This is a genomic window from Bacillus sp. FSL R5-0416 (assembly GCF_037975425.1).
GTDB lineage: Bacteria > Bacillota > Bacilli > Bacillales > Bacillaceae > Bacillus > Bacillus subtilis.
Window position 1 is genome coordinate 644,613 of sequence record NZ_CP150252.1, and the last position, 17,126, is coordinate 661,738.

The window sequence follows — 17,126 nt, forward strand, 5'->3', positions numbered from 1 at the left end:
ATGAACCAGAAGTCAGCAAACAATACATTGGCCATATAAGACATAGAGAAGAAAATAGTGTATGATCTGTTTAAGGAGCGTTTTAATATGAATGGATTTTCTCATTTTAATGAACAGGGCAGAGCCCAGATGGTGGATATCAGCGAAAAATCTTCGACTGTCCGTACTGCGGCGGCTGTTTCAAGCGTACACATGAAGAATGAAGTGTACGAGAAAATACAAAGTCACGATATCGGCAAAGGAGATGTACTGGCTGTCGCACAGGTGGCAGGCATTATGGCCGCAAAGCAAACGTCGAATATCATTCCGATGTGCCACCCCCTTTCACTGAGCGGGGTAGATATATCGTTTGACTGGAAAATAAAAGAAGCAGAAGTTATACTTCATATAAAAGCACAGGTCAAAACGAAAGGGAGTACAGGTGTGGAAATGGAAGCGCTCACTTCTGCATCGGTGTGCGCTCTTACCGTTTACGATATGTGCAAGGCCCTTGATAAGGGGATGGTCATCGGCCCTACTTTCTTGCTGGAGAAGACAGGCGGGAAAAACGGTGACTTTAAAAGAGAACTATCCGAGTATAATTTGGAGGACCAAAAATGAATAAGGATCAATCAAAAATTCCGCAGGCGACGGCGAAACGGCTGCCGCTTTACTATCGCTTTTTAAAGAATCTGCATGCGTCAGGAAAACAGCGTGTATCATCCGCTGAACTCAGTGATGCCGTAAAGGTTGATTCTGCCACGATTCGGAGGGATTTTTCCTATTTTGGAGCTCTTGGCAAAAAAGGATACGGATATAATGTGGATTATTTGCTGTCTTTTTTCCGAAAAACGCTTGATCAGGATGAGATGACAGACGTCATCTTGATTGGTGTCGGGAACTTGGGAACGGCATTTCTTCACTATAATTTCACAAAAAATAATAACACAAAAATTTCTATGGCTTTTGATATAAATGAGAGTAAAATAGGAACTGAGGTAGGCGGCGTGCCCGTCTATAACCTTGATGACCTTGAACAACACGTAAAAGATGAATCAGTTGCCATTCTTACAGTGCCAGCAGTTGCCGCTCAATCCATTACAGACAGATTGGTCGCATTAGGAATCAAGGGAATCCTTAATTTTACGCCGGCCCGTTTGAATGTGCCGGAACACATTCGAATTCATCATATAGATTTAGCAGTTGAGCTTCAGTCACTGGTTTATTTTTTGAAGCATTATTCAGTTTTAGAGGAAATCGAATAGAGGGAAAGGAGGAGCCCAAATATGCCGATCGGTCCTGGAAGCCTTGCTGTTATCGCAATCGTTGCTCTGATTATCTTCGGTCCCAAAAAGCTGCCTGAATTGGGGAAAGCAGCGGGAGACACACTTCGTGAATTCAAAAACGCTACTAAAGGATTAACGAGTGATGAAGAGGAAAAAAAGAAAGAAGATCAGTAAGTTAGGATGACACGAATGAAAGTGAATCAAATGTCGCTGCTGGAGCATATTGCTGAGCTTCGAAAACGGTTGCTGATTGTAGCGCTGGCGTTTGTCGTTTTCTTTATTGCTGGATTTTTTTTAGCAAAGCCGATTATTGTGTACCTGCAAGAAACAGATGAAGCGAAGCAGCTTACGCTTAACGCGTTTAACCTGACAGACCCGCTTTATGTGTTTATGCAATTTGCATTTATCATCGGCATAGTCTTGACCTCGCCGGTTATTCTTTATCAGCTTTGGGCTTTTGTGAGCCCGGGCCTCTATGAGAAAGAGCGCAAAGTAACGCTCAGCTACATTCCGATCTCTATTTTGCTGTTTTTAGCGGGCTTATCTTTTTCATATTATATTTTATTTCCTTTTGTTGTTGATTTTATGAAGCGAATTTCTCAGGACTTGAATGTCAATCAGGTGATCGGAATTAATGAATATTTTCATTTTCTTCTGCAGCTGACGATTCCGTTTGGACTGCTGTTCCAAATGCCGGTCATCCTCATGTTTTTGACAAGGCTCGGAATTGTGACACCGATGTTCTTGGCGAAAATCAGAAAGTATGCGTATTTTACGCTGCTGGTGATCGCAGCCCTGATTACACCGCCTGAGCTTCTGTCCCATATGATGGTCACAGTCCCGCTTTTGATTTTATATGAAATCAGTATCCTTATATCGAAGGCCGCTTATCGGAAAGCACAGAAAAGCAGTGCAGCCGATCGGGACGTGTCTTCTGGGCAATAATAAAAAATCCATTTCTCATGCGAGAAATGGATTTTCTTTATTTCTGGTTCTTTTTGATTTTAAATGAAAAGGCGAACATCTTAAAAGAAATGCTGATGTTGTAAGCGGCGAACACCATCAGCAGGATGGAGTAAAATGACCACATGCTGCCTGGCGAGCTTGCGGCAAGATAAGTAAAGATGCACCCTACGGCAAAGTAGATCATTCCCCAAACTACCGGGTTTCTCATAAAAATAATCCTCCAATAATCAATTGCATTTGTGTGCTCTGCTGTTCAAGGTAATTCCGAACAGGCTCAAGCTGCATGATGACGACGAATGTATTCATCATTAAATGGGCGAAAATCGGCACCCATATCCGTTTTGTTCTCGCATATAAAAAGGCAAAGGTAAAGCCCATTGCTGTATATAGAAGGAGATGCTTCAAATCAGCGTGAACAATACCGAAGATAACCGAGCTGATCAGTCCTGCGAAAAAGAAATTCGTTTTTTCGTACAGCGTGCCGAAAATGATTTTTCTGAAGATGATTTCTTCTAATATAGGCCCGACGATGGAAGAAACGATAATCATGAGCGGGACTGCCTGAATGACATCCAGAATCGCTTGTGTATTTTCTGATTCTCTTCCGATGCCAAAAACATAATATTCAATAGAGCCTGCTATTCCTTGAGAGAAAAGGGCAATGAAAAAACCGGCTATCGCCCAAAGGATAGAAAGTCCGATTGAGTCCTTCTGTCCGTTTCGCAGCGTTTCTTTCGGAACGGTTCTCAGAATGAGCAGAACAACAACGAGACAGGCGATAAAGCTGATAACGGACCATAATCCTTGTGCATGCAGCATATTTTCATCTGTAGGCTGTCCTCCGGCATAACCGAATTTAAATAACAAGGGAATCGCGATTAATGCGGAAAACTGCATGATGATATATGTCAAAATAATAAACCAATACTGTTTTCTCAAATGGTCTGTACTCCTTTGTTAAGTGGGTTTCGTTCATCTACAGCTATTGTAACATAATCGGTACGGGGGTGAAAAAGCTAACGGAAAAGGGAGCGGAAAAGAATGATGTAAGCGTGAAAAAATTTTTATCTTATCACTTGAAATTGGAAGGGAGATTCTTTATTATAAGAATTGTGTTAGCACTCTTTAGTGCTGAGTGCTAAAATTACATATTCATACTATTGAGGAGGTTATTACATTGTTAAAGCCATTAGGTGATCGCGTTGTCATTGAACTCGTAGAATCTGAAGAAAAAACTGCCAGCGGAATTGTGTTGCCGGATTCTGCAAAAGAAAAACCGCAAGAAGGCAAAATCGTGGCAGCTGGTTCAGGTCGCGTGTTAGAAAGCGGAGAGCGCGTTGCTTTAGAAGTAAAAGAGGGCGACCGCATTATCTTCTCAAAATACGCAGGTACTGAAGTGAAATACGAAGGTACTGAATACTTAATCTTACGTGAAAGCGACATTTTAGCTGTTATTGGCTAATTCTTAAATAAACAATATTTAAAACATTTGAGGAGGTCTTGTAAACATGGCAAAAGAAATTAAGTTTAGTGAAGAAGCTCGCCGCGCAATGCTTCGCGGTGTCGATGCACTTGCTGATGCTGTTAAAGTAACTTTAGGACCAAAAGGACGCAACGTGGTTCTAGAGAAAAAATTCGGTTCTCCGTTAATCACAAATGACGGTGTAACAATCGCTAAAGAAATCGAGCTAGAAGACGCTTTTGAAAACATGGGTGCTAAGCTTGTTGCTGAAGTAGCCAGCAAAACAAACGACGTTGCCGGTGACGGTACAACAACTGCAACAGTTCTTGCGCAAGCAATGATCCGTGAAGGCCTTAAAAACGTAACAGCAGGCGCTAACCCTGTAGGCGTGCGTAAAGGGATGGAACAAGCTGTAGCGGTTGCGATCGAAAACTTAAAAGAAATTTCTAAGCCAATCGAAGGCAAAGAGTCTATCGCTCAGGTTGCTGCGATCTCTGCTGCTGACGAGGAAGTCGGAAGCCTTATCGCTGAAGCAATGGAGCGCGTAGGAAACGACGGCGTTATCACAATCGAAGAGTCTAAAGGCTTCACAACTGAGCTTGAAGTTGTTGAAGGTATGCAATTCGACCGCGGATATGCGTCTCCTTACATGGTAACTGACTCTGATAAGATGGAAGCGGTTCTTGACAATCCTTACATCTTAATCACAGACAAAAAAATCACAAACATTCAAGAAATCCTTCCTGTGCTTGAGCAGGTTGTTCAGCAAGGCAAACCATTGCTTTTGATCGCAGAAGACGTTGAAGGCGAAGCACTTGCAACACTTGTTGTGAACAAACTTCGCGGCACATTCAACGCAGTTGCTGTTAAAGCTCCTGGCTTCGGTGACCGCCGTAAAGCAATGCTTGAAGACATCGCTGTCCTTACTGGCGGAGAAGTCATCACAGAAGATCTTGGCCTTGACCTGAAATCTACTCAAATCGCTCAATTGGGACGCGCTTCTAAAGTTGTCGTTACTAAAGAAAACACAACAATCGTTGAAGGCGCTGGCGAAACAGACAAAATTTCTGCCCGCGTGACTCAAATCCGCGCTCAAGTGGAAGAAACAACTTCTGAATTCGACAGAGAAAAATTACAAGAGCGTCTTGCTAAACTTGCTGGCGGCGTAGCTGTCATCAAAGTCGGCGCTGCGACTGAAACTGAACTGAAAGAGCGTAAACTTCGCATCGAAGACGCCCTGAACTCAACTCGCGCAGCTGTTGAAGAAGGCATCGTATCCGGTGGTGGTACAGCGCTTGTAAACGTATATAACAAAGTCGCTGCAGTTGAAGCTGAAGGCGATGCTCAAACAGGTATCAACATCGTGCTTCGCGCGCTTGAAGAGCCAATCCGTCAAATCGCACATAACGCTGGTCTTGAAGGATCTGTCATCGTTGAGCGCCTCAAAAACGAAGAAATCGGCGTAGGCTTCAACGCTGCAACTGGCGAATGGGTAAACATGATCGAAAAAGGTATCGTTGACCCAACGAAAGTTACACGCTCAGCTCTTCAAAACGCTGCGTCTGTAGCTGCAATGTTCTTAACAACTGAAGCCGTTGTCGCTGACAAGCCAGAAGAAAACGCTGGCGGCGGAATGCCTGACATGGGCGGCATGGGCGGTATGGGCGGCATGATGTAAAACCGACAAAAAAACCTTGATTTACAAAGGTTTGTCGGCAATGGACGTCATTTTTGATGCCCTTTTGATGCCATTTGTAAATTTCGAGGCTTCTCATGAGTTCACCGAACTTGTGAGAAGCTTCTTTTTTCTGTCTTTCGTAGTTTGATTTTTTCAGCACTGTTCTATATCGATTTTCAATAGTTTTGATAATCCCGATATGAACTATTCAATTGACCAAAATACAAAATTCCACAGGCTCAGATTCCTGTTTACCTTTAACAAACGGCTTACTGTAACTTCAGTAAACTGCATTTCTGTTATGATTATAAAAAGGGTTTAAAAATTATTCGTGCAAATCCTCTGTTACTTCTCTCCCTATTGCAGACAGGAGATGGTATCCTCTCATAAGATAAAAAAGCCCCAGTTATCTAAATAAATAGTGTCACCAACACTCTTAGACGTTTCCCCAAGGAAAACATTGTAAAAAGAAATCCTATTAAAATGTCTATTTGTGCTGCTTTTTAGCTACTAAGACGATGTATGTAAATTCACTGGCGAAGTAGTTAGGTTCTTCCACCAACATCTTGATAATATTGATCCCTACTCTATGGAGACCGACATTCCAATTATTAAATCTAATATTAGTTTTTTATGATTACCAAGGAGGACTTAATAGTGCATTTTTCAGAAATGATAGATCGCTTGGCTTTATATGATTTACACAGAAAAAGAAGCAAAGATAAACATTTTTCTGCTGCTATTGCACCCGATATCGATGATAGAGAGGAATTTTACAGTGCAAATATAGCTGATGTTTCAATTGACTTGAATGAATCTAAAAAAAATTATAGGGTTGGAACATTTTGTTATGAATCCTTAATTCAAACTGGGAATCCTGTTAATGATACTTTAAAAGGGGAGGTTTTTTTAAATAAAAATGATATAGATCAACCCAATGTCATCTTTGTACACGGCTGGCGCATGGATTCGTTCGATAGAATCAAAAAAATATTTCATAAACGTATAATGAACGATTTAGGCTGGAATATGTATTATTATTCTCTTCCATACCATTTTGAAAGAGAACCGGAAAATTCACTGTATAGTGGCGAGTTGATGATTAGTGCAAATATTGATCGTACAATTGAGTCGACAAGACAGGCCATTGTCGATTTACGGGCATTAATTCACTGGATAAAAGCAAATAAAAAAGGCCCTGTTATCATAGTGGGGGTAAGCTTAGGAGGATGGGTCACTAATCTAATTGCTACCCTAGAATCTCAAATTGATGTAATGGTATCAATCTTTTATGCCAATCGCCTTTCTTATTCAATATGGTACACGATCCCAGGTAAATTCATAAGAGAAGAATTAGAACAAAATGGTGTGACCTATGAAGATTTAACAAAATATTGGAATATCACAGATCCTAGTCAAGCCTTGCCGAAAGTTAATAAAGATAACATTCTGCTGATTTCTGCTAAACATGATCAGTATATTGACTTGAAAGAAGCAGATTATTTATGGGAAAGTTGGGGGAAACCCACAAGATATGTCTACAATTGTGGTCATTCCGGTATTGTTCTTTGTCGCAAAAAGCTGGCAAATGATACGCTTTCCTTTATAAGAGAAAGGATAAATACGGGAAAACCTGGTTCAGTACATTTGTAGCCCTTAATAAGAAAGGAAAGGCCAACTGCAACTTCAGTTGGCCTTTCCTATTTATTGAGTGAGAGTGCTGACAGAACTACGTACTACTCGTTTTCTTTAGTCACCCTTGCCAAAAGTTCCACCTCTCTCCGAATCCCAATCGCAGGCTCCCACGAATCAATCAAACGAATCGCTCTCTGATTAGCTTCCATCGCTTTCGTTTTCTCTCCTTTACGGTTCAACAGCTGCGCCATCCCGTAAAAATAATAGATCAACTCAACCTGATTGGCGTTATGTTTGTCATAGAGCATTTGCTCAAAGGCTTCTTCCGCTTTCTCAAATTGACCACATTTCACGTAAGCGACACCCAGATTGAAATAGGCTTCTATCGTTTTTTCGCCGCCGTACGTGGAGCTGATTTCATTTGCCGCTTCGTATAATTGAATGGCTTCTTCATGATGACCTCTCGCAAAGCTTAAGTCACCGCGAACCAATAGAACTCTGTGTTGAATGGTAGGGGAAATCGGTTGATTTTCGATTTCGTTTAAAATGGTCTCTGCTATTTCCTGTTGCCCGTCTTTTAAAAAAAGCCTTGCTTTGAGTGCGTGTCCCCAAACCTTTAGATCATAGGCATCGTGAGCGTCTGATTGTTCAAGAATCTTCAGCCCGGCTTCTATTTGCTGAAGCGCTCCGTCTAAATCATTGACTTCCATCAATGCCCAGCCTGAGGTGTCGATTCGGAAGAACGCTTCTCGTGTGTGTTGGCCTAATTGATGGGCGGCGTCGGCCGCTTTACGTCCGTATTCGATTCGCAGGGGAAGGTTGATTCTGCTTAGAAAATGGCTAATTCGGGTGATGAGTTCGATTAGGATTTCTTTTTGATCGGTGTCGCTTGCCCATTGGATGACCTTTAAGATGTTTGGCCAATCTTGTTTCATTTGATCTAAATTCCGTCCCAGCAGGTAGCTCCAATAGATAGAGTTTGGCTGTTCCCGCTTTAAATGGGTTTCAGCATAATCAATATAATAGTAAGCCCAGCGATTGCGGGCTTCTTTTTCATATTCGTGCTGTTCGGACAAGTGCCGTTCTCCGTAAGCGACAACGGTTTGGTGCGCTAAGTATTGTGTCCTTCCTTCGCTTCGTTCCGGCTGAATCAGCGCATATGACCGCATTTGTTCCATAGCGTAATGAAAACGGCGGGCGTCTAATCCGGCTGCTGCCGCCAGGCTTTTTTCATCAGGCGGCTTGCTGAAAAAGCAAAGCGTCTGCCATAGCTTTCGCGTATCTTCATTGCATCTATCCCAGGTGCGGCCAAAGAGGAATTCAAACAATTCCAGCAGTGAGTAGCCTGCTTTTCCAAGCTCATGAATCAGCTGCTGAGCGGGGATGTCATCGTCTGACATATAGGCGATGCTGAGTGCCATGGCTTTCGGGTTTCCGGCAGTCGCTGAAATGAATTCGTTTTTCAGGTCAGATGATAGATGTAACAGCTGCTCCAGCTTTTCCCGTTTATTTTGAATGTTGCATGTTTGTAAGCATCGGTGCACTTCTTGCTGAAAAAAATCCAAGGCATCTGTTTGGTCAAGGCCGCTCAGCTGAATAGCTGTCATTTCTCCGAAGCTTTCCCGATAGGTTTGCTTTACGTTTTCCCGCGCTGTGAGGAGAACTTTCACGCCTTGCGGAAGGCTGGTGATAAATTCATGAATGTCACGTTCTGCAGTATCAATGCTGTCAACGATCAGCAGGATCGGTTTTTCTCTAGTGTAATTAGCTAACGCATTGCGGACGACGAACCGTTTTTCATTGATTGATTTATCGATTTGTTCTGTGCGCCCGAGCTGATAGGCGATCGTATTTAAAAAATCGCTAAAGCTCAATCCTTTCCAGTCAGCGCTGACCCAGATGATGCTGTTGAATGCGGGCCAATCTGAAGTATCGTCGACACAGGAATAGGCGGCTTCAAGAGCGATTGTGGTTTTACCCATACCAGCCCAGCCGGTGATTAAACAGACTGGTGACGGAGAAAGCATCCATTGCCGTATCGCTTCCATATCAAAGCTGCGTCCGATAAAGCGTCCGGACCAGCGTGAGGGTAAATTATGAGTGATAGGCTGTTCTGTAAGCGCATTCGTTTCATGGCCGGGTCTGTCATGAAACAGCCGTTTTACTACATTTTCAATTTCGCCTTCACTCGGAGCCCCGAATAATCCGTCTTTTCGCAGTATTTTCGCTTTTTTCAAACAGGATGCTGCCCATACAGGCAATGCGGGTTTGATGACTGGGATAGTGGTGGCTTCCAGCAAGTCGGTCAACCACTCGATATCCAAGTCGGTCTTTTCGAGAATGATCCAGATCATTCCGAACAGTTTTCCGTCGTCGATTCTTCCGGGAATGTAGTTTGCCCCCATCTGTCCGATCCAGCTTTTGATCGTGTTTGGGGAGACTCCCAGCTGGAGTGCGATTTTATCTATGTAAGACTGTCCTGTTTTTTCGTTCTTTTTCCTTCTGACTTTATAATCAGGATGAAGTTTTAGCGTTTTGACGCCAGGTGCCAGCAGTTGTGCAAATTTTTTTCGGTTTTCAAGTTCAGCCATAAGCCTGCACCTCCTATTAGTACTATTTTATCAATCCAGCGTTTTTTGTATATGAAAAAATAAAAGTACAGTGCCGCTGTCCTTTTATACAGCAGGAAAGGCTGTTGAACGTGTTGAAAAGCAGATAAAATGGGGGCAGTAACAGAGAAAACAAAAATGTATGCACTTACATTTTATTTTCTAAAGAAAGGAACTTGCCAAATGACTCACACAGTACCTCAAAACATGAAAGCGGCTGTTATGCACAACACAAGAGAGATCAAAATTGAAACATTGCCTGTGCCTGATATCAATCATGATGAAGTGTTGATTAAGGTGATGGCTGTCGGAATTTGCGGATCTGATCTGCATTACTATACAAATGGCCGAATCGGCAACTATGTTGTGGAAAAACCATTTATCCTTGGGCATGAATGTGCGGGTGAAATTGCCGCTGTCGGATCATCTGTCGATCAATTCAAGGTGGGAGACCGCGTCGCTGTAGAACCGGGTGTTACGTGCGGACGCTGTGAAGCGTGCAAAGAAGGGCGCTATAATCTTTGCCCGGATGTACAGTTTTTGGCTACACCGCCGGTAGACGGCGCGTTTGTCCAATATATTAAAATGCGTCAGGACTTTGTTTTTTTAATCCCAGACTCACTTTCTTATGAAGATGCTGCTTTGATCGAGCCGTTTTCTGTCGGCATCCATGCGGCGGCCAGAACGAAGCTACAGCCCGGATCAACGATTGCGATTATGGGGATGGGCCCTGTTGGGTTAATGGCTGTTGCCGCAGCTAAAGCATTTGGGGCAGGCACAATCATTGTTACCGACTTAGAGCCGCTGCGGTTAGAAGCTGCGAAAAAAATGGGAGCGACTCACATTATTAATATACGTGAACAGGATGCACTTGAAGAGATTAAAACGATCACGAATGATAGAGGCGTTGATGTTGCTTGGGAAACAGCAGGGAATCCAGCGGCATTGCAATCCGCACTGGCTTCTGTGCGCCGGGGCGGAAAATTGGCGATTGTCGGTTTGCCTTCACAGAACGAGATTCCGCTCAACGTACCGTTTATTGCGGATAATGAGATTGATATTTACGGGATCTTCCGTTATGCCAATACGTATCCAAAGGGAATCGAATTTCTTGCTTCAGGCATTGTGGACACGAAGCATCTAGTAACGGACCAATATTCGCTGGAGCAGACGCAAGATGCGATGGAGCGGGCGCTTCAATTTAAGAATGAATGTTTAAAAGTGATGGTGTATCCAAATCGCTGAGTGAACAGGGAGGATCTTCGTATTCTCCCTCTTGTTTACTGGAAATGAAAACGGATTCTTGGGGTGGGAAATGATGATTGAAACAGAAAAAGTAACGGCAATGAAAGTGAAGCATCAGTCAAAATCCAGTACCGGACTGTCCTGGTTTGAACGAATCGGTTATGGATTCGGCGATATGTCGTATAATATTATCTTTCAGTTTGTAAACGCATACTTATTATTTTATTATACAGACGTCGGCGGCATTCAGCCTGCGGTGATCGCAACTTTGTTTCTTGTTGTGCGTGTGCTGGATGCTATTTTTGACCCGATCATGGGATTGATTTTAGATAAAACGAATACAAGGTGGGGAAAAGCAAGACCATATTTGCTGTGGGTGGCATTTCCTTTTGCGCTATTCACATTCTTATGTTTCACGACGCCTCATTTTGGTGAGACCGGAAATATGGTATATGCGTATGTCACTTATATTCTGCTTGGGATGTCCTTTAGTATGCAAACGATCCCGGTGAACAGCTTAACGGGGCGGATGACGAATTCGGTGGAGGAACGAACGGTTCTGACCACAACCCGGATGATTTTGGTGTATATCGGCATTCTTTTATCCATTTCCTGTGCGACACCGCTTGCAACTGCTATCGGAGGAGAGGATCAGGCGTTTGGATTTCAGATGACGGCGCTCATCTATGCGGCTGTCAGCATCGTTTTGAATCTATTTAGTTTCTTTACTGTACGGGAGCGAATTCAGCCTAAAAAGAGAAAAAAACAAGGGATCAAAAAGACGTTATCCGTTTTATTCCGAAACAAACCCTTGCTTATGTTAATTTCATCATTTTTGGCTTTTGCGATCGGGTTTAATATTAAGCTCAGCACGATGGTGTATTATTTTACGTATAACGTCAACCATAAAGAGTTCGTATTTATGGGCACCGTTTTATTTTTCGGAGCAGCGCTGATCAGCAATTTGTTTATTCCTTTCTTTTCTGAGAAGTGGGGCAGAAAACAAGTCATGATCATCACGGCAGCTCTATCGCTTATTTCTTATTCCGGCCTGCATTTTACGCCGTATTCTTCCATTCCACTCATTTTCATTTGGCTTTTCGTTTCGGGATTTTTCACAACGCCTTTAAATACGCTTGCTTGGGGAATGGTGGCTGATTGCGTCGATTATGCGGAATGGAAAACCGGAGTTCGCGCGGATGGTGTTGTGATTTCGAGCATGAGCTTTATTAATAAGCTGGGTGTTGCGTTAGCCGGGTCATTTTCGGCCATTTACTTAGGAATCGCCGGGTATGTGGCGAATACAGACCAGACAGTTGCGTCATTGAATGCGATTAAAAATATGAATGCTTTGATTCCGGGATTTTTCATTTTGCTTTCTATTATTCTTATCGCCTTCTATCCTTTAACGGAAAAAAGATATAAACACATCATCTCTGAGCTGGAGCAAAGGTCTGCGAGATAAATATATGTAAAATTTTTAATATTCAATGTTGTATTTATGGCAGAAAGTAATATACTGAGACTGTAATCTAGACTTTATAAATGAGTGTGATAATATGCGTAGTCATTCTGTAGTTTGTATTGGGGAATTGTTGATTGATTTCTTTTGTACCGATGTTGACGTTGATTTAATGGAAGGGCGCCAATTCCTGAAAAGTGCCGGGGGTGCACCGGCGAATGTGTCAGCAGCGATTGCCAAGCTGGGCGGAGACGCCGCTTTCAGCGGAAAAGTAGGAAAGGATCCGTTTGGGTATTTTCTGAAGCAAACATTGGACGCTGTACATGTCGATACCTCTATGCTGGTGATGGATGAGAAAGCGCCTACAACGCTTGCTTTTGTTTCATTAAAACAAAATGGAGAGCGTGACTTTGTTTTTAATAGAGGCGCGGACGCTTTGTTTACGCTGGAGGATATTGACCAGGAAAAACTAAACGAAGCGAAAATTCTTCATTTCGGCTCTGCGACGGCACTGTTATCGGATCCGTTTTGCTCAGCCTATTTACGGCTGATGTCGATTGCGAAAGACAATGGACAGTTTATTTCGTTTGACCCTAACTACCGTGAAGATTTATGGAGGGGAAGAGTCTCAGAGTTTGTAAGTGTTGCGAAAAAAGCGATCGCTGTAAGTGATTTTGTGAAAGTCAGTGACGAGGAGCTTGAGATTATAAGCGGTGTGAAGGATCATGAAAAGGGAGTTGCGATCCTTCATGAGATCGGAGCCAACATTGTCGCTGTGACACTTGGGAAAAGCGGAACGCTTCTTTCCAATGGAAAAGACCGTGAAATCATTCCAAGCATTCCTGTGACATCAATTGACTCAACAGGGGCGGGAGATGCTTTTGTCGGTGCGGCTTTATATCAATTGGCAAATACGGATCAGATTCAATCTGTAGATGCTGATTTTGTGAAACTGCGTGAGATTGTGGCGTTTGCCAATAAGGTTGGAGCTCTTGTGTGTACTAAAATTGGAGCGATTGATGCACTGCCGAGCTTGGATGAGATCGAAGTTTCTTTGTAAATCATTGAAGATGTTTCTTGAAAGTCTTTGGACTTTTGGAGGCATCTTTTTTTATTGCTTACATTTTTGTTCGGGTAAAAAGTTGTATATTTTTCGTTTGATATGTCATTTTTTATTAAAAAAGTGAAACTTTTAACGATAATAGATAGTATATGTAACAAGGGTTACCGAATTAGCTTTAGGAGGAACGATATAATGAGTATAATTGGAAGATTTAAAGATATTATGTCTGCGAATATCAATGCTTTATTGGACAAGGCTGAAAATCCGGAGAAAATGGTAGATCAATATTTAAGAAATATGAATAGCGATTTGGCTAAGGTTAAGGCAGAAACAGCAGCTGTTATGGCCGAGGAGCAGAGAGCAAAAAGAGAATATCACGAATGCCAGGCGGATATGGAAAAGATGGAAAGCTATGCAATGAAGGCGCTGCAAGCCGGGAATGAGAGCGATGCGAGAAAATTTCTTGAAAGAAAAACATCTTTGGAGTCAAAGCTTTCTGAGCTGCAGGCGGCGAATCAAATTGCTGCAACCAATGCCGCACAGATGAGAAAGATGCATGACAAATTGGTATCTGACATTGGAGAGCTGGAAGCACGTAAAAATATGATCAAGGCGAAGTGGGCAGTAGCGAAAACGCAAGAAAGAATGAACAAACTGGGCGCTTCTGTTTCAAGTACAAGCCAATCAATGTCTGCATTCGGCCGAATGGAGGACAAAGTAAATAAGGCACTTGATCAGGCCAATGCAATGGCTGAACTGAACAGCGCTCCGCAGGATGAGATGGCTGATCTGACTGCAAAGTATGACACTGGCGGTTCAAGCCAGATTGATGATGAACTTGCAGCGTTAAAAGCGAAAATGATGCTCGATAAGTAATACATAGGAGGCCGCAGCTCTCGGCTGCGGCGTCATTTTATCATAAGATGTGAGAGGGAACGGTAATGATAATATCTTATAAGTGTCCGAACTGCGGCAGTGATATGGCATTTGACAGTGAAACCGGCTCGTTATCCTGCAGCAGCTGCGGAAGACAGGACAATATTGAAAGCCTTCCGAAAGAAAACATTGCGGCACGGTTTTCTGATGATGAAGCAAAAGAATATCAATGTGAAAACTGCGGTGCCGTTTTGATCACGGAAGCTGAAACGACAGCAACGACGTGCAGCTTCTGCGGAGGTGCTGCAATACTTGCCGATCGTTTATCAGGACATTTGGCGCCGGCGAAGGTCATTCCATTTACAATCAGCAAGCAAGAAGCGGAGCAGGCATTTCGAAAGTGGTGCAAAAAAGGCCTTCTGACACCAAGAGGTTTCATGTCTGCCGATCGCATTAAAAGCATCACCGGCATGTATATTCCGTTTTGGATGTTTGATTTAAATAGTGAAGTACAGGTGAGAGCAAACTGTACCAGGGTCCACCGGTATGAAGAAGGGGATTATATTTGCACGGAAACAGAGCACTTTGAAGCGTTTCGTGATATCAATCTCGATTATTTGAAAATCCCTGTCGATGCCTCTGAAAAAATGAAAGACGAATTAATGGACAAATTGGAGCCTTATTCATACGAAGAGCTGAAGGACTTTCAAACGGCATATTTGGCCGGTTATATTGCGGAAAAGTACAATTATACCGATGAGGAGCTTTTTCCGAGGGCAAAAGAGAAAATCAGCAGTTATATAGATTCATACATCCATTCTACTTTTTCCGGATATACGTCAGTCAATGTGAGGGAAAAACATATTCACACGAAAAACGTGAACAGCTTTTACGTTTTGCTTCCTGTTTGGATGGTCAGTTACGATTATGAAAGAGCGGAGCATATCTTTGCGATGAACGGGCAAACAGGAAAGGTTGTTGGAAAGCCGCCGATCAGTCGAGGAAAAGTGGCGGCATGGTTTAGCGGAATAGCAGGCGGGACATTTCTTGCGTTGAAGCTCGTCTCATTGATGATGGGAGGCGGATTTTGATGCGTAGATTTTTTGGAAAAGCGATCTTTGTTGTGCTGGCTGTTTTCATCATGATGCCTTTACTGAGTATCGAAGCGGCAAGAGCCTCTGAATCGCAGCAGCATGTGTACGATCGCGCTCATCTATTGTCAAAAACGGAGATCGGAAAACTTGAATCTCTCTCGGCAGAGCTGGGTGCAAAGAGAGACACTGATTTCATCATTATTACGATCAAAAGCACAAACGGTGAAGATATTGCAGACTATACCGGCGATTTTTATGATCGTTACGGAAAAGGCAGTACAGCCATTCTGACCATTGATATGACAAACAGAGAAGTGTTTATCGCAGGCTTCAAAAAAGCCGAACAGTATTTGGACAACAGCAGGCTCAATAGCATCAGAAATACGATTTCATCTGATTTATCCAATGAAAATTATTTTGAAGCTTTTGAGACATATATTCAGCTTTCCTATAAAGATATGGGCATAAAACCGGGAGTAAACCCCGACAACATATTCTTTACATGGTGGTTTCAGCTGATTGCTGCCATCGCAGTCGGGGGAATTGCGGTTTCAATCATGCTTTATCATGCAGGCGGCAAAGTAACGGTTAATGGAAATACATATATGGATCAGCGTACGTCTGATGTGATTGATCAATACGACACTTATATTAGAACGACTGTAACAAGAGAAAGAAAACCATCAGATAAAGACAGCGGCAGCGATGGCGGTGTTACGAAAGGCGGCACGTCATACAGTGGGAGCCGGGGCAGTTTTTAAATGTAAGAAATAGAGAAAGGGAGAGGCGTAATGTCGTTTTTCAGAAATCAATTAGCGAATGTAGTAGAGTGGGAAGAATTTAGAGATGATATGATTTTTTATAAATGGAAAAATCGTGAAATCAAAAAAGGGAGCCGTTTAATCATTCGTCCCGGACAGGATGCTGTCTTTTTGAACAATGGGCGGGTTGAAGGAGTCTTTCAAGATGATGGCGATTATGATATTGAATCAGAAATTATTCCATTCCTTTCAACGTTAAAGGGCTTTAAGTTTGGCTTTAACAGCGGCATGCGAGCTGAGGTGCTGTTTGTCAATACGAAGGAATTTACCGTAAGATGGGGAACAAAACAGGCGATAAATATTCCGGCAGCGGGAATGCCAGGCGGGATGCCCATTCGCGCAAACGGCACATTTAATTTCAAGGTGCAGGACTATATCAGCCTGATTGATAAAATCGCTGGCGTGAAAGATCAATATTTTGTAGAGGATATTAAAACCCGTATCATTTCTATTCTGGATCAGCTTCTCATGAAGTGGATCACAAGAGAAGGGAAAGATATGTTTAATCTTCAAGCAAACGCTTTTGATATTGCCAAGGGAATTCAAGAGGACTTAGATATGCAATTAATAAGCGACGGGATGACGGTCACTGGTTTTCAAATCATGAGCTTTAATTACCCTCAAGAGGTTCAAGATATGATTACAAAGAACGCTTCCTACGGTATGGTTGGGGATGTGAACAGATACCAGCAAATATCAATGACGGATGGAATGGCATCCGGAAAGATGAGCGGAGGCGGAGCGGCTTCGGATATGGCTGGAATGATGATGGGAATGAATATGGCCAATCAGATGATGAACCAAATGAATCAAAATCAGCAGGCACAGTCATCAGGCCCACAGTCAACTGGCAGCGGAAGCAAACCGAATTTCTGTCCAAACTGCGGAACAAAAACGGGCGAAGCCAATTTTTGTCCGAATTGCGGCCAGAAGCTTGTGTAAGACTCATA

17 protein-coding genes and 1 pseudogene are annotated in these 17,126 nt (G+C 42.8%); 15 read left to right on the plus strand and 3 right to left on the minus strand.

What is annotated here, in order from left to right; all coding sequences use genetic code 11:
• Positions 1-87: 87 nt before the first annotated feature.
• Genes moaC through tatC form a run of 4 tightly spaced genes read left to right on the plus strand, consistent with a single transcriptional unit; the run spans position 88 to position 2,210 of the window.
• A complete protein-coding gene (moaC, locus tag NYE20_RS03400; protein WP_003243499.1) occupies positions 88-600 on the plus strand; it encodes a cyclic pyranopterin monophosphate synthase MoaC in 513 nt (170 codons plus the stop codon).
• Entirely contained in the window at positions 597-1,244 is a 648-nt protein-coding gene (locus NYE20_RS03405; RefSeq protein ID WP_003234073.1) for a redox-sensing transcriptional repressor Rex, read from the plus strand. Before moaC ends, NYE20_RS03405 begins: the two co-directional genes overlap by 4 nt.
• A 21-nt stretch (positions 1,245-1,265) precedes the next feature.
• The gene (gene tatAY, locus NYE20_RS03410; RefSeq protein WP_003234072.1) at positions 1,266-1,439 is read left to right on the plus strand and encodes a sec-independent protein translocase protein TatAY; all 174 of its coding nucleotides are present in this window, start codon (positions 1,266-1,268) and stop codon (positions 1,437-1,439) included.
• A gap of 6 nt (positions 1,440-1,445) precedes the next feature.
• On the plus strand, positions 1,446-2,210 hold the full coding sequence (gene tatC, locus NYE20_RS03415; RefSeq protein ID WP_072174264.1) for a twin-arginine translocase subunit TatC: 765 nt from the start codon (positions 1,446-1,448) through the stop codon (positions 2,208-2,210).
• Positions 2,211-2,247: 37 nt separating this feature from the next.
• On the opposite strand, the gene NYE20_RS03420 is transcribed toward tatC, so the two are convergent.
• Positions 2,248-2,439 carry a YdiK family protein gene (locus NYE20_RS03420; protein WP_003225680.1) on the minus strand — a complete coding sequence of 64 codons (192 nt, stop codon included), beginning with the start codon at positions 2,437-2,439 and terminating at the stop codon, positions 2,248-2,250.
• Complete coding sequence (locus NYE20_RS03425) at positions 2,436-3,170, minus strand: type II CAAX endopeptidase family protein (protein ID WP_015252679.1); 735 nt, start codon at positions 3,168-3,170, stop codon at positions 2,436-2,438. Before NYE20_RS03425 ends, NYE20_RS03420 begins: the two co-directional genes overlap by 4 nt.
• Before the next feature lie 238 nt (positions 3,171-3,408).
• On the opposite strand from NYE20_RS03425, the gene groES reads away from it, so the two are divergent.
• From groES to NYE20_RS03445, 4 genes and pseudogenes are all read left to right on the plus strand, one after another.
• Positions 3,409-3,693, plus strand: coding sequence for a co-chaperone GroES (gene groES, locus NYE20_RS03430; RefSeq protein ID WP_003155970.1), 285 nt, complete (start codon positions 3,409-3,411; stop codon positions 3,691-3,693).
• 46 nt (positions 3,694-3,739) lie between these two features.
• Positions 3,740-5,371: a chaperonin GroEL gene (gene groL / locus NYE20_RS03435; RefSeq protein WP_003234067.1), complete on the plus strand. Its 1,632-nt coding sequence runs from the start codon at positions 3,740-3,742 to the stop codon at positions 5,369-5,371.
• 538 nt (positions 5,372-5,909) lie between these two features.
• Positions 5,910-6,190, plus strand: a pseudogene (locus NYE20_RS03440) (abhydrolase domain-containing 18); the annotation flags it as partial.
• Between the two features lie 210 nt (positions 6,191-6,400).
• Positions 6,401-7,024 (plus strand): YqiA/YcfP family alpha/beta fold hydrolase, encoded by a 624-nt coding sequence (locus NYE20_RS03445; RefSeq protein ID WP_250622376.1) that lies wholly within the window; start codon positions 6,401-6,403, stop codon positions 7,022-7,024.
• Between the two features lie 83 nt (positions 7,025-7,107).
• Here NYE20_RS03445 and gutR read toward each other — a convergent pair whose 3' ends face one another.
• Positions 7,108-9,597, minus strand: coding sequence for a glucitol operon transcriptional regulator GutR (gene gutR, locus NYE20_RS03450; RefSeq protein ID WP_128740075.1), 2,490 nt, complete (start codon positions 9,595-9,597; stop codon positions 7,108-7,110).
• Positions 9,598-9,798: 201 nt separating this feature from the next.
• Between gutR and gutB the strand changes: the two genes are divergently transcribed.
• From gutB to NYE20_RS03485, 7 genes are all read left to right on the plus strand, one after another.
• Positions 9,799-10,860 (plus strand): sorbitol dehydrogenase, encoded by a 1,062-nt coding sequence (gene gutB, locus NYE20_RS03455; RefSeq protein ID WP_015715423.1) that lies wholly within the window; start codon positions 9,799-9,801, stop codon positions 10,858-10,860.
• A 73-nt stretch (positions 10,861-10,933) separates the two neighbouring features.
• Entirely contained in the window at positions 10,934-12,325 is a 1,392-nt protein-coding gene (locus NYE20_RS03460; RefSeq protein ID WP_128740076.1) for an MFS transporter, read from the plus strand.
• Between the two features lie 94 nt (positions 12,326-12,419).
• On the plus strand, positions 12,420-13,382 hold the full coding sequence (locus NYE20_RS03465) for a carbohydrate kinase (protein WP_032726742.1): 963 nt from the start codon (positions 12,420-12,422) through the stop codon (positions 13,380-13,382).
• 195 nt (positions 13,383-13,577) lie between these two features.
• The gene (locus NYE20_RS03470) at positions 13,578-14,261 is read left to right on the plus strand and encodes a PspA/IM30 family protein (RefSeq protein ID WP_128740077.1); all 684 of its coding nucleotides are present in this window, start codon (positions 13,578-13,580) and stop codon (positions 14,259-14,261) included.
• A gap of 65 nt (positions 14,262-14,326) precedes the next feature.
• Positions 14,327-15,352 carry a TFIIB-type zinc ribbon-containing protein gene (locus NYE20_RS03475; protein ID WP_032726741.1) on the plus strand — a complete coding sequence of 342 codons (1,026 nt, stop codon included), beginning with the start codon at positions 14,327-14,329 and terminating at the stop codon, positions 15,350-15,352.
• The gene (locus tag NYE20_RS03480) at positions 15,352-16,116 is read left to right on the plus strand and encodes a YgcG family protein (protein ID WP_128740079.1); all 765 of its coding nucleotides are present in this window, start codon (positions 15,352-15,354) and stop codon (positions 16,114-16,116) included. Before NYE20_RS03475 ends, NYE20_RS03480 begins: the two co-directional genes overlap by 1 nt.
• 30 nt (positions 16,117-16,146) lie before the next feature.
• Positions 16,147-17,118, plus strand: a complete 972-nt coding sequence (locus NYE20_RS03485; RefSeq protein WP_038827710.1) for an SPFH domain-containing protein — start codon at positions 16,147-16,149, stop codon at positions 17,116-17,118.
• The last annotated feature ends 8 nt before the right edge of the window (positions 17,119-17,126 follow it).